The following is a 12,827-nucleotide window of genomic DNA, read 5'->3' as shown; positions in this document are numbered from 1 at the left end:
CGCTTTTTTGCACCCTCATACATACTGGAGCACTGGATGGCGATTGTCGCACTGGCCGGACCAAAAGAAATCACGATCCGAGGAGTCCTCCTCGGCATCGTCATCACCCTGATCTTTACAGCCGCCCAGGTCTACCTGGGCCTGAAAGTCGGACTCACTTTCGCGACCTCGATCCCGGCCGCCGTCATCTCGATGGCGCTGCTGAGCGCCTTCAAGGACGCCACCATCCAGGAAAACAACATCGTCCAGACCATCGCCTCGGCGGCGGGCACGCTGGCGTCGGTGATCTTCGTGCTGCCAGGGCTGATCATGATCGGCTGGTGGGCCAAGGTGCCGTTCTGGCCCGTCTTCGGCGCCTGCGCCATCGGCGGCGTGCTGGGCGTGATGTACACCGTGCCGCTGCGGCGCGCGCTGGTGTCGCAGTCCGACCTGCCCTACCCGGAAGGCGTGGCCGCGGCCGAAGTGCTCAAGGTCGGCACCTCCTCGCGCAGCGGCGCGGCCGAGGGCAAGCTCGGTCTGATGGCGGTGATCTGGGGCAGCGTGGCCTCCGCCCTGTTCGCGGCCGCCGCCGGCGCCAAGCTGATGGCCGCCGAAGTGGCCATCTACTTCAAGGCCGGCAGCGGCGCCACCGGCATCGGCGCGGCCAGTTCGCTGGCCCTGCTGGGCGCCGGCCACCTGATGGGCATCACCGTCGGCATGGCCATGCTGGCCGGCCTGGTCATCGCCTGGGCCATCCTGGTGCCGGTACTGACCTCGATGGACCCGCAGCCGGCCCTGTCGGCCGCCGACCAGGCGCTCGGCATGTGGAGTTCCAAAGTGCGCATGATCGGCGCCGGCGCCATCGGCGCGGCCGCCATCGTGACCCTCGCCACGCTCGGCAAACCGGTGATGGGCGGCCTGAAGTCGGCCCTGGAAGCGGCCCGCAAGGCCAAGGCCGAAGGCGCATCCATCGACCGCGCCGAGCAGGATCTGCCGATCTTCATCGTCGGCCTGGTGACCCTGCTGGCCATGGTGCCGGCCGGCTGGCTGCTGGCCAGCTTCCTGCAAGGTGGCGTGCTGGCCAGCCTCTCGCTGCCGCTGGTGGCCGTCGGTGTCGGCTACATCCTGATCGCCGGCGTGTTCGCCGCCGCCGTCTGCGGCTACATGGCCGGTTTGATCGGCTCGTCCAATTCGCCGGTGTCCGGCATCGCCATCCTGACCATCCTGGGCGCCTCGCTCAGCGTCGGCTTCGTCGGCAAGCACGTCATGGGTCCGGAAGTGGCGCATGCGCTGGTGGCCTACGCGCTGTTCGTCACCACCGTGGTGCTGGCCGTCGCCGTGATCGGCAACGACAACCTGCAAGACCTGAAAACCGGCCAGCTGGTAGGCGCCACCCCGTGGAAGCAGCAGGTTGGCCTGTTGATCGGCGTGGCCGCCGGTTCCACCGTGGTCCCGCTGGTGCTGGACCTGCTCAACAAAGCCAAGGGCTTTGCCGGCGCCCCGAACGTGGGCGTGGTCGGCGACGATCCGCTGGCAGCCCCGCAGGCGGCCCTGATTTCGACCCTGGCCAAGGGCGTCATCGGCAATAACCTGGACTGGGGACTGATCGGCTACGGCGTCCTGCTCGGCCTGATCCTGGTGGTCGCCGACTTCGTCATCCGCAAGGCTAGCCGCGAGCGTTACAGCCTGCCGCCGCTGGGCGTGGGCCTGGCGATCTACCTGCCGGCCGCGGTGACGGCGCCGGTGATCGTCGGCGCGCTGGCCGGCTGGATGTTCGAACGGGCCGTCAGCAGCGCCACCTGGGGCGACGCGGCCAAGCGCATCGGCGTGCTGGTCATGTCGGGCTTTATCGTCGGCGAGAGCCTGTTCAACGTCGGCCTGGCCGGCCTGATCGTGGCCACCAATGTCGCCGAACCGCTGGCCATTCCCAACGCCATGGGCGAAACCACGCACATGCTGATCGCGCTGGTGCTGGGCGCGGCCATCGTCAGCGGCCTGTATCGCTGGGCCGCACGCAGCGCCCAAAAAGTCGCCGCCTGACCCCGGCGCAATTGCCCTGCCAGGGCGCCGGCCGGCGTCCTGGCGATCCGTGGACCAGTCAATGAGATGCTGCAAAAACGCAAATACCGCAAATGAAACCTGGAACTTATTCTCTCCTGATACTTTCGTTTTTTTGCGGCAAATTTTCTTTTGCAAGCGATACGTTCAGCACCATTCAATGTGGATCAGAAATTTCCAAGAAACTTATCGGCAGGCACGTAAAGAATGAAAAAGTGGTGGCTATTGAGGCCAGGCATAAAAGCTTAGGCCTCAAAAATTTGGGAATGGATGACATTTCTGAAGGATTGCTCGCAGGATACTGGATGATTTGTGGGAATAAATTTATCCTGCTTGAGGATAAGAAGTTTCTGATCCACGATGTTTTACAAGTTCCAGACGATTCAAAAAACTTGGTAGAATTTACTGGAAAATGCACGATACACAATAAAGAAAAATCAGAATTGATTTTTGCTCTTTTGAATAAAGAAGATGGTGTTGCGTCTCTATCAGCAAACTCCGCTTGGATTGTTGATGAAAAGAAAAAATTATTCAAGAAAACTTCTACGGATGGGATGAGGTGTGAGAATTTTTCATCCGCCCCGCCGCCATAAAGGCGCGATGATGTGCGAGTCGCTTCGGTGGGAACTTCTGGCAAGCGCCTTGTTGAACGTTGACAAGGCGCTTTTTTCGTGGTCGCCCGGCAGAGGGGAGCGCCGGCTGGATCGTCAACGTCCTCGCCAGGTGACGGAAACACGCCGCCGCCCAGCTCGACCGGGCGCGCGCACGCCTGGCGCAGCGCGGCGGCGCGCCGGCCCGTCCCGGCACGCACCCTGAACCGGTTTTTACGGTATTGACCCGGACAAAGCGCACCCTGCGTGCTAGCATGGCAATCATGCGCGACTGACTCACGTCAGTCCACCCTCAGGAGACGCCTTGTATTTTTGGAAGCAACTTTCACCGTCCACACCGCACCGCCTCGCCGCCGGTACGGCTTTCGGCATGACCGACACCGGCACCGTACGCCCCTCGAACGAAGATAACTTCCTGATCGACGCCAGCCTGGGCCTGGTGGCCGTGGCCGACGGCATGGGCGGCCACGAATCGGGCGAGATCGCCAGCGCCGAAGCATTGAGCTCGCTGGCCCAGTTCCTGCGCGCCAGCACCGATCCGGACAGCGGCATGGCGGCGCCGAATTTCCGCGCCAGCCCGTTCGACCCCGAATCGACCGATCCGGACGCCATCTGGAGCGAGGACATCCTGTCGGGCATGGTCACGCTGCACGACGCGGTCGAATTCGTCAACCAGCGCATGTACCAGACCAATCTGGCCAACCGGCGCGGCGACGGCGGCGGCATGGGCACCACCCTCACCGGCGTCTGGCAACCGGCACCGGGCGCCCCGCTGCTGGCCTTCCACGTCGGCGACAGCCGCCTGTACTGCTACCGCGCCGGCCAGCTGACCCAGCTCACGCGCGACCAGACCATGTACCAGGACGCCGTCGACGCCGGCGCCACCGAAAACCTGCCGCCGCGCAACCTGCTGCTGCAAGCGATCGGCCCCTCGGGCGACGTGCGCCCGGAACTGCACATCCAGGCCGTCCAGCCCGGCGACCTGTACCTGCTGTGCAGCGACGGCATGTACGGGTCCACGCCCGACGAACGCATCGCCGCCCTGCTGGCCGACGCCCGCCCGGACCAACTCGGCGATTGCTGCAAGGAACTGATCGCCACCGCCTTGCGCGACGGTAGCCGCGATAACGTCACCGTCGTCCTGTTTGATTGCGATTAAGCTTCACACAAAGTCAACATGCACGTTCAGCAAACATTCGTGCACCAGACACGACGCCGGGCAACGCAACCCTAAGTTTCTACTGAGTAATCATGTAAAATCGGGGTGACAGCCTTTGTGCAGGTAAAAGAGAACAAGCAATGAAATGGCTGAAGAATTTGTTGGGCGGCGACAGCGAGGAGAGCGCTCCCGCGCCCGCCCCCGTGGCAGCACCCGCCCCCGCCAGGACGCGGGCGCCCGACCCTGCGCACGCGGGCATGGTCGACGTGCTGTTCTACCGCTGGCTGGCCGGCATCACGCCCAACAGCGGCCCGTCGAGCGACGAAAAAGTCCTCGTGGTCGACCTGGCCTACATGACCCAGCAGCCGCTCGACGAGATCACCCTCGCGCCCAGCCGGCCGGCCGTGTTCACGCCCTTGCTGCGCTCCATGCGCGACAGCAGCGTCTCCGGCGCCGACCTGGCGCGCCAGCTCGCGCAAGACAAGGAACTGATCGCCGAAGTGCTGCGCGAGGCGAACCGCCCCTGCCACCACCCGCACTATCACGCCAACGACCCGGTGACCACGGTCGAACGGGCCACCATGCTGCTGGGTGTGAACGGGCTGCGCATGCTGGTTGGACGCGCCTCGCTGCTGCCGGTGATCATGAGCATGCATCCGGGGCCGTTTTCGCAGCTTTCCACGCCGCTGCTGTGGCGCCAGTGCGAAAAATGCGCGCTCGCCGCCAGCGTGCTGGCGCCCTCGGTGCGCGCCAATCCGGTCGAAGCCTATTTCGCCGGGCTGCTGCACAATATGGGCCTGATCGTCGCCTTCCGCGTGCTCGACCAGGCCAATACCGAAGCGTCGCTGCCGCAGTCCGAAGAATTCGTCTCGGCGCTGCATGCGCACGCGCGCGTGCTGTCGGTGCGGATCGCCGAAGCGTGGGGCTTTCCCGAGACCGTGACGAACGCCATCCGCGAGGCCGGCGACCCTGACGGCGCGCCGTTGTCGCAAGTGGTGGCGCTGGCCGACATGCTCAGCCGCCTGCGCATGCTGGTCGACTCGGCCCACTTCGAAGAGGATGACCCGTTCGTTGTCGAAGGGCTCGACGCCGCCGGCCTGGCCTGTTTCGAAGAACTCCGCAACGAGGACGAATAATGAGGACCATCGATGCCCTTCGAGATTGAGCGCAAGCTGGTCATTGGCGTGGCGTCGAGCGCCCTGTTCGACCTGACCGCCTCGCACCAGGTGTACCTGGACAGCGGACCGGATGAATACCGCAGGTACCAGGAGCGCAATCTGGATGTCATCCTGGGCAAGGGCGTGGCGTTTCCCTTCATCCGGCGCTTCCTCAACATCAACAAGGTATTCCCGCGCCATCATCCGGTCGAAGTGGTGCTCCTGTCGCGCAACTCGCCCGAAACCGGGCTGCGCGTGATGCGCTCGATGGCCCATTACGGGCTCGATATTTCGCGCGCCGCTTTCATCACCGGCAAGTCGCCTTACACCTACCTGCCGGCGTTTAACGCGGCACTGTTCCTGAGCGCGAACGAAGAAGACGTCAAGAGCGCCATTGCGGCCAACTATCCGGCCGGGCTGGTGCTGCCGTCGAAAATCGTCGACGACGATGACGATATCGAACTGCGCGTGGCCTTCGACTTCGACGGCGTGATCGCCGACGACGAATCGGAGACCATCTTCAAGCGCAATAACAATCTTGAAGAATTCCACGCCCACGAGACCTTGCACATGGCGGTGCCGCACCAGCCCGGGCCCCTGGCCGAGATGTTCCGCAAGCTGTCGCTGATGCAGAAGCTGGAAGAACGCGCGCAGCGGCGCGACCCGGACTACAAGAAAGTGCTGCGCATTGCGATTATCACCGCGCGCAACGCCCCATCGCACGAGCGCGTGGTGACCACGCTCAAAAGCTGGGGCGTGTCGGCCAGCGAGACCTTCTTCTTGGGCGGCATGAACAAGACGCGCGTGCTGTCGATCTTCAAGCCGCACATCTTTTTCGACGACCAGCTGACGCATTTGACGTCCTCGCCCGGTGGAACGATACCGATGGTGCATGTGCCGTTCGGGATTGCCAACCGGCGGCCGGCGGGGTGAACGTGGCCGCCTGTCCGGTTTTGCATCGGCGGGCGCACCCCGATCCGGCTATAATTACCCGTCCCGCACCCAGCCAGCACAGCGCATGCCTTTCGATTTAAAGAAATCACTCCCAAAAACCGGTAACCGCTTCGCGCTCCCGACCCTGTACGGCTCCTCGGACGCGTATGCGCTGGCGGTGGCGGCGCTCGAACTCAAGGCGGCAAAGCAGATGCTGACCGTGATCGTGGCCAACGCCAGCGACGGCCAGCGCCTGCTCGACGAAATCCCCTGGTTCGCCGACGGCCAGCTGGCCTGCCACCTGCTGCCGGACTGGGAAACGCTGCCCTACGACGCCTTTTCGCCGCACCAGGACCTGGTCTCCGAACGCCTGGCCACCCTGCACGAAATCCAGAACGGCCAGTGCGATGTGCTGATCGTGCCGGCCACCACGGCGCTGGTGCGTCTGGCGCCGCCCTCGTTTTTGGCGGCCTACACCTTCTTCTTCAAGCAGGGCGAAAAGCTCGACGAAACGCGCCTCAAGGCACAACTGACCCTGGCTGGCTACACCCACAATTCGCAGGTCATGTCGCCCGGCGAATACTCGGTGCGCGGGGGCCTGATCGACCTGTTCCCGATGGGTTCCGCCCTGCCCTACCGGCTCGACCTGTTCGGCGACGAAATCGAAACCATCCGCACCTTCGACGCCGACACCCAGCGCTCGCTCTACCCGGTGCGCGAAGTACGCCTGCTGCCGGGGCGCGAATTCCCGATGGACGACGCGGCCCGCACCACCTTCCGCAGCCGCTGGCGCGAACGCTTCGAGGGCGATCCATCGCGCTCGGTCGTGTACAAGGATGTCAGCAGCGGCATCGCCTCGGCCGGCATCGAATACTACCTGCCGCTGTTCTTCGAGCAGACCGCGACCCTGTTCGACTACCTGCCCGAAAAAGCCAGCCTGGCCTTGGTAGGCGACATCGACGGCGCCATCAAGCGCTTCTGGCTCGACACCGAATCGCGCTACCGCTTCCTCAAGGCCGACCGCGACCGCCCGATCCTCACGCCCGATGAACTGTTCCTCAGCGACGAGAACTTTTTCACGCTGGCCAAAGCGTACGGCCGCTGGGTGCTCACCAAAGACGCCGACCCGGAACCGTCCGAACTGTCGGCGCCGATTCCGAACGTTGCCGTCAACCGCCGCATCGAGGACCCGCTGATCAACCTGCGCGCCTACCTGCTGCAGAACCAGCAACAAGATGCGCGCGTGATGATCTGCGCCGAATCGAACGGGCGGCGCGAAACGCTGCAGCAGTACTTCAACGAATACAGCCTGGCGCTGGTGCCGGTCGAGGGCTTCGCCGGCTTCGTGCAGTCCGACGCCAGGCTGGCGCTGGGCGTGGCGCCCTTGCAGGCCGGCTTCGAATTGTCCGAGGCGGGTGCCGGCAACCTGGTTTTCATCACCGAGACCGAGCTGTATGCGGGTTCGGGCCGGCGCGCCGGCAAAAAGAAGCAGGAAGGCGTCACGCAAGTCGAGTCGATGGTGCGCGACCTGTCGGAGCTGAAAATCGGCGACCCGGTGGTCCACATCAACCACGGCATCGGGCGCTACATGGGCCTGACCAGCATGGACCTGGGCGAAGGCGAGACCGAATTCCTGCATCTCGACTACGCCAAGGACGCCAAGCTGTACGTCCCGGTCTCGCAGCTGCATGTGATCTCGCGCTACTCGGGCGCCTCGCCCGAAGACGCGCCGCTGCACGCGCTCGGCTCGGGCGCCTGGGACAAAGCCAAGCGCAAGGCGGCCGAACAGGTGCGCGACACCGCCGCCGAACTGCTTAACCTGTACGCCCGGCGCGCGCTGCGCAAGGGCCACTCCTTCGAATATTCGGCGCACGACTACCAGAACTTCGCCGACAGCTTCGGCTTCGAAGAAACGCCCGACCAGGCCGAGGCGATCAACAACGTCATCAAGGACATGACCGCCGGCAAACCGATGGACCGGCTGGTGTGCGGCGACGTCGGCTTCGGCAAGACCGAAGTGGCGCTGCGCGCCGCCTTCATCGCCGTCATGGGCGGCAAGCAGGTTGCCATTCTGGCGCCGACCACCTTGCTGGCCGAGCAGCACGCGCAGACCTTCGCCGACCGCTTCGCCGACTGGCCGGTGCGCATCGCCGAGCTGTCGCGCTTTCGCACCGGCAAGGAGATCAACAACGCCATCAAGGGCATGGCCGACGGCACGCTCGATATCGTGATCGGCACCCACAAGCTGCTCTCGCCGGACGTGCAGTTCACCCGCCTGGGCCTGGTCATCATCGACGAAGAACACCGCTTCGGCGTGCGCCAGAAAGAAGCGCTGAAAGCCCTGCGCGCCGAAGTCGACGTGCTCACCCTCACCGCCACCCCGATTCCGCGCACGCTCGGCATGGCGCTGGAAGGCTTGCGCGACTTTTCGATCATCGCCACCGCCCCGCAAAAACGGCTGGCGATCAAGACGTTCGTGCGCAGCGAAGACGGCTCGGTCATCCGCGAAGCGTGTTTGCGCGAACTCAAACGCGGCGGCCAGATCTACTTTTTGCACAACGAAGTCGAGACCATCCAGAACCGCTCGGCCATGCTCGCCGAGCTGCTGCCGGAAGCGCGCATCGGCGTGGCGCACGGCCAGATGCACGAGCGCGACCTGGAAAAGGTCATGCGCGACTTCGTGGCGCAGCGCTATAACATTTTGCTGTGCACGACGATTATCGAAACCGGCATCGACGTGCCGACCGCGAACACCATCATCATGCACCGCGCCGACAAGTTCGGCCTGGCGCAGCTGCACCAGCTGCGCGGGCGCGTGGGCCGTTCGCACCACCAGGCGTACGCCTATTTGCTGGTCACCGATGTAAGCAGCCTGACCAAGCAGGCGCAGCGCCGCCTGGACGCGATCCAGCAGATGGAAGAACTGGGCAGCGGCTTCTTTTTGGCGATGCACGACCTGGAAATTCGCGGCGCCGGCGAAGTGCTGGGCGAGAACCAGTCGGGCGAGATGCTGGAGATCGGCTTCCAGCTGTATTCCGACATGCTCAACGAAGCGGTACGCTCGCTCAAGGCCGGCAAGGAACCCGACCTGGCCGCGCCGCTGGCCACCACCACCGAAATCAACCTGCACGTGCCGGCGCTGCTGCCGGCCGACTTCTGCGGCGATGTGCACGAACGCCTGTCGATCTACAAGCGCCTCGCCAACTGCAGCGCGCAAGAGAAGATCGACGACATGCAGGAAGAGCTGATCGACCGCTTCGGCAAGCTGCCCGACCCGGTCAAGGCGCTGATCGAAACGCACCGCCTGCGCATCGCCGCCAAGACGGTCGGCATCATCAAGATCGACGCGCATGGCGAAGCGGCCAGCCTGCAGTTCATGGTCAACCCGCCGATCGACTCGATGCGCATCATCACCCTGATCCAGAAAAACCGCCACATCAAGCTGGCCGGCCAGGACAAGCTGAAGATCACCGCCAGCATGCCAGACCTGGCGGCGCGGGTCACGCAGGTCAAGCAAACGATTAAACAACTGTTAGCGTAAAACGAACATGACGACCATGAACCTGGTGCTGCAAGGCCTTGATGCCACCCTAGAGACCTTGCGCCGCATCGCCGCGCTGGCCAACCCGGCGCGGGTGACGGAGCTGGGCGAGTGCGCGATCCGCTGCGAAGCCATCGAATTTTCCGAGGTTCTCAAGCAGACCATCGAGGCCGCCGCCGGCGCGGCGCGCATCGACGCCACCTTCATCGCGCCCGGCCGCACGCTGGCCGACTTCAAGCTGGTGGCGATGGACATGGATTCGACCCTGATCACCATCGAGTGCATCGACGAAATCGCCGACATGCAGGGCCTCAAGCCCCAGGTGGCGGCGATTACCGAAGCGGCCATGCGCGGTGAACTGGAGTTTGCCGAAAGCCTGACGCGGCGCGTGGCGCTGCTGGCCGGGCTGGACGCGGCGGCGCTTGAACGCGTGTACGACGAGCGGCTGGCCATCTCGATGGGCGGCGAAGCGATGCTGGCGGCCGTGCGCGCGGCCGGCCTGCGCACCTTGCTGGTGTCGGGCGGGTTCACCTTCTTTACCGAACGCCTCAAGGCGCGCCTGGGACTCGACTACACCCATGCGAACGTGCTGGAGATCGTGGACGGCAAGCTGACCGGCCGCGTGCTGGGCGGGATTGTCGACGCCGAGGAAAAGAAGCGTACCGTCGAACGCGTGTGCCGTGAGATCGGCATTGATACATCACAAGCGATCGTCATGGGCGACGGCGCCAACGACCTGACCATGATGAGCGTCGCCGGCCTGTCGGTGGCGTTCCGCGCCAAGCCGGTGGTGCGCGCCCAGGCCGACGTGGCGCTCACTTACACCGGCCTGGACGGCTTGCTCAACATTCTCGCGTAAGCGCTGCTGCGCTCAGAAAAACCATGCGGGCGCGCGCCCGCATGCAAACACCACTCAGGCAGGCCGCTTGCGGCGCGCGACACCCGCCACCAGCGCCAGGCCGGCGAGGAGCATGCCGTACGTCGCCGGCTCCGGCACCGGACTGGCCACCGGCGAGGTATCGAGCGAGTTCGCTTCCGACCACAAGGTGAGCTCCACCTTCAGCTTCCACGACGTTTTCGCCGTGTTCTGGAACATGATCGACAAGCGCTCGCTGGCCGACTCCGAGTACGGCGCGTTCGGATCGGCGCTCCAGGACGGCGCTCGCATGCTGAACTCCGAAACGAAATCCGGGTAGCCGTTGGCGCTGAATTCAGGGAAGCTCATCGAGGCCGAGAGTTCCGAACTCTCTTTCAGGGTATTGGTGCTTGGCAGTGCTTTCGCCACGCTGCCACGCACGTCGGCAAAGAACCTGACCTCAGTACCTGGCGAAAGGACGAATTCTTCGATCATCACGTAATTCGACGCGACCACCCTGCGCTCGTAGCCGGCGCCGTTTTTGGTCGACGCGGCCGTACTCAAGGCCAGGGTCTGGAAATTGGTGCCGCTGACGGTCGAAACCGCGGTGCCCTGCGCGAGGGATATGCCTGCGTCGAGATCGCGGCTGTACAGCAAGTGCGAATTGTCTTCGCTGCTCTCGCGGTTCTGGCGCAAGCCGGTTTCGCTGATATCCCCGATGGCGCGGATGCCCAGCTGCGCGGGATTCAGCGGCTTGACGATCGACAGCGATGGCGCGATGCCGTCGTTCGGCAGCAAGTCCACCAGCGAGTAAGAAAAATTGGTCAAGGTGCCTTGCGCGCTCACTTGCGCGCTGGCCGACAGCGGCACGGCGAGCGTTGCGCCCAGTACCAGCGTGGTAACGATTGTCTTCATAAAAATCCTGAGTTGAATAATGAGTTAGTTACCCTGGACCTTGCGGCGGCGGCGCGCTGCGCCCGCGACCAGGCCCAGTCCGGCAAGCAGCATGGCCGTGGTGGCCGGCTCGGGTACCGGCAGTGGCAGCATGCTGTAGTACTGACTGTCCGCGGACGAGGTCAAGGAGAACTTCAAGTTCAGATTCGATGACAACGCCGAGTTGTTATCGAACGTCAGCGAAAAACGCTCACTGCTCGACGCAATGGGAGGAGGACTTGCGTCGTAATAACCGTTCGCCGCTCTCACCCTGATCGTTTTCGAGTCCCCGCCGATCACCTGGTCCTGCACATAGCCGACTAAAGAAAAAGAACCATCGATTTGCGCATCTTCCCGAAACAGACTGCTTGCCGGCTTCGCCGCGGACGCGCTGCCGTTGAAGTCGGCGAAGAACGAGACCTGGGTGCCCGGCGAGAGCACGAACTCGACAATGTTGGCACTGGCGGACGCATACGTCTGCCGGGTTCCGGCAACGGAGCTGGTGGTCGAGACCGTGGTGCGAAATTGCAGTGAAGCGAAATCAGTACCGGTCACGCTGGCGCCTGACTTGCCGGCAGCCGTGTCGAGACGCGCATTGATGTCGCGGTTATAGCGGGTGGTAGATTGGGTACGTTTGTCGTCCAGCGATGGGACCGTGTCGCCATACTGCCTGAGGTAGGCGGAAATCTGGGAGGCGCCGGCATAATCCGCGGGCACGACAATGGTGAGCGAGGGCACGATGCCATCGTCGGGCAACAAATCAACCAGGCTGTACGAGAAATTGCTCAGACTGGCGTCAGCGCGCACCTGTGCCTGGGCCAGCAGCGGTGACGCCAGCGTGGCCGCGATCACCACGCCTACGGCGAATTTGTTCATGGAATGCCTTAATTTAATAACAAAATTATCGGGAATGACAATATAGCAGCGCCCGCTGCACGCGCGATGATTTGTTGTTCAATTTATACAAATTTCACGCTGATAAGTGGTTTCCGAAGGCGTTCGGGCGTGTCAGCAGCCAGGCTGGAGTGCCAGGCTGCGCCGCATGCGGGTCAGCCTGACCACCACGCCATCGGCCAGCGCCAGCGCGATCGGTTCGATCGCCACGAAACCGTGCGCCAGGTACAAGGGTTCGCCCGGCATGGTCGACACCAGTTCCAGCGAACCAAAGCCGGCCTGTGCGGCCGCCTCGATGCAGTGCCGCAGCAGCATGCTGCCCAGCCCGCGCCGCGCCATTGACGGATCGACGAAAAAGGCGCGGATGCGCGCCGGTTCGCTGGCCGGATCGAGCAGGCGGTCGTTGCCATGCTTGGCGCCGTCGCCGCCAAAGTCGGTGGCGCGCCGGCTCCAGCCGCCGCAGGCGACCACCCTGCCCTCGTCCTCGATGGCGAAGTAGGTGCCGTCGTCGACCAGTGCGCTGTCGACGCCGAACACTTCGCGCGTGATGGCGTCGGCTTCCTGCGGCGTGTAAAAACCGGCGGCCAACCCGGTCCCCGAGCGCGCAATCAACGCTTCCAACAGCGGTTTTTCGGACATGCGTGCCAGGCGGATGGTGAACATGGGTGCTCCCGTAGGGGTGAAAAACCGATTATAGGCGACCCGG

General features: G+C 63.9%; 10 protein-coding genes. 7 read left to right on the top strand and 3 right to left on the bottom strand.

From position 1 onward, the window contains the following. Positions 1–36 precede the first annotated feature (36 nt). From F2P45_RS22945 to serB, 7 genes are all read left to right on the top strand, one after another. Positions 37–2,019 carry an OPT family oligopeptide transporter gene (locus tag F2P45_RS22945; RefSeq protein WP_166880255.1) on the top strand — a complete coding sequence of 661 codons (1,983 nt, stop codon included), beginning with the start codon at positions 37–39 and terminating at the stop codon, positions 2,017–2,019. 92 nt (positions 2,020–2,111) lie between these two features. Next, positions 2,112–2,630 carry a hypothetical protein gene (locus F2P45_RS22940; protein WP_166880253.1) on the top strand — a complete coding sequence of 173 codons (519 nt, stop codon included), beginning with the start codon at positions 2,112–2,114 and terminating at the stop codon, positions 2,628–2,630. A 388-nt stretch (positions 2,631–3,018) separates the two neighbouring features. Continuing rightward, complete coding sequence (locus tag F2P45_RS22935; protein WP_166880313.1) at positions 3,019–3,807, top strand: PP2C family protein-serine/threonine phosphatase; 789 nt, start codon at positions 3,019–3,021, stop codon at positions 3,805–3,807. Between the two features lie 140 nt (positions 3,808–3,947). Beyond that, the gene (locus tag F2P45_RS22930) at positions 3,948–4,943 is read left to right on the top strand and encodes an HDOD domain-containing protein (RefSeq protein ID WP_166880252.1); all 996 of its coding nucleotides are present in this window, start codon (positions 3,948–3,950) and stop codon (positions 4,941–4,943) included. Between the two features lie 12 nt (positions 4,944–4,955). After that, entirely contained in the window at positions 4,956–5,897 is a 942-nt protein-coding gene (locus F2P45_RS22925; protein ID WP_166880250.1) for a 5'-nucleotidase, read from the top strand. 85 nt (positions 5,898–5,982) lie between these two features. Beyond that, the gene (mfd, locus tag F2P45_RS22920) at positions 5,983–9,438 is read left to right on the top strand and encodes a transcription-repair coupling factor (protein ID WP_166880249.1); all 3,456 of its coding nucleotides are present in this window, start codon (positions 5,983–5,985) and stop codon (positions 9,436–9,438) included. A gap of 16 nt (positions 9,439–9,454) precedes the next feature. Beyond that, entirely contained in the window at positions 9,455–10,297 is an 843-nt protein-coding gene (gene serB, locus F2P45_RS22915) for a phosphoserine phosphatase SerB (RefSeq protein ID WP_166880312.1), read from the top strand. A gap of 54 nt (positions 10,298–10,351) precedes the next feature. Here serB and F2P45_RS36365 read toward each other — a convergent pair whose 3' ends face one another. From F2P45_RS36365 to F2P45_RS22900, 3 genes are all read right to left on the bottom strand, one after another. Continuing rightward, positions 10,352–11,209, bottom strand: a complete 858-nt coding sequence (locus F2P45_RS36365; RefSeq protein WP_229505243.1) for a PEP-CTERM sorting domain-containing protein — start codon at positions 11,207–11,209, stop codon at positions 10,352–10,354. Positions 11,210–11,233: 24 nt separating this feature from the next. Then, the gene (locus tag F2P45_RS22905) at positions 11,234–12,103 is read right to left on the bottom strand and encodes a PEP-CTERM sorting domain-containing protein (RefSeq protein WP_166880247.1); all 870 of its coding nucleotides are present in this window, start codon (positions 12,101–12,103) and stop codon (positions 11,234–11,236) included. 132 nt (positions 12,104–12,235) lie between these two features. Next, positions 12,236–12,784: a GNAT family N-acetyltransferase gene (locus F2P45_RS22900; protein ID WP_166880246.1), complete on the bottom strand. Its 549-nt coding sequence runs from the start codon at positions 12,782–12,784 to the stop codon at positions 12,236–12,238. Between the last annotated feature and the right edge of the window lie 43 nt (positions 12,785–12,827).

Source organism: Massilia mucilaginosa (assembly GCF_011682145.1).
Classification (GTDB): Bacteria; Pseudomonadota; Gammaproteobacteria; order Burkholderiales; family Burkholderiaceae_D; genus Telluria_A; species Telluria_A mucilaginosa.
Note: the sequence above shows the minus strand (reverse complement) of the source record. Positions and strands in the feature narration are given on the sequence as shown.

Excerpts from the sequence above, each read along its gene's own strand:
- F2P45_RS36365 (WP_229505243.1), bottom strand. The coding sequence starts at position 11,209 with ATGAAGACAATCGTTACCACGCTGGTACTGGGCGCAACGCTCGCCGTG.
- serB (WP_166880312.1), top strand. The coding sequence starts at position 9,455 with ATGAACCTGGTGCTGCAAGGCCTTGATGCCACCCTAGAGACCTTGCGC.
- mfd (WP_166880249.1), top strand. The coding sequence starts at position 5,983 with ATGCCTTTCGATTTAAAGAAATCACTCCCAAAAACCGGTAACCGCTTC.
- F2P45_RS22945 (WP_166880255.1), top strand. The coding sequence starts at position 37 with ATGGCGATTGTCGCACTGGCCGGACCAAAAGAAATCACGATCCGAGGA.
- F2P45_RS22930 (WP_166880252.1), top strand. The coding sequence starts at position 3,948 with ATGAAATGGCTGAAGAATTTGTTGGGCGGCGACAGCGAGGAGAGCGCT.
- F2P45_RS22935 (WP_166880313.1), top strand. The coding sequence starts at position 3,019 with ATGACCGACACCGGCACCGTACGCCCCTCGAACGAAGATAACTTCCTG.
- F2P45_RS22940 (WP_166880253.1), top strand. The coding sequence starts at position 2,112 with ATGAAACCTGGAACTTATTCTCTCCTGATACTTTCGTTTTTTTGCGGC.
- F2P45_RS22905 (WP_166880247.1), bottom strand. The coding sequence starts at position 12,103 with ATGAACAAATTCGCCGTAGGCGTGGTGATCGCGGCCACGCTGGCGTCA.
- F2P45_RS22900 (WP_166880246.1), bottom strand. The coding sequence starts at position 12,784 with ATGTTCACCATCCGCCTGGCACGCATGTCCGAAAAACCGCTGTTGGAA.
- F2P45_RS22925 (WP_166880250.1), top strand. The coding sequence starts at position 4,956 with ATGCCCTTCGAGATTGAGCGCAAGCTGGTCATTGGCGTGGCGTCGAGC.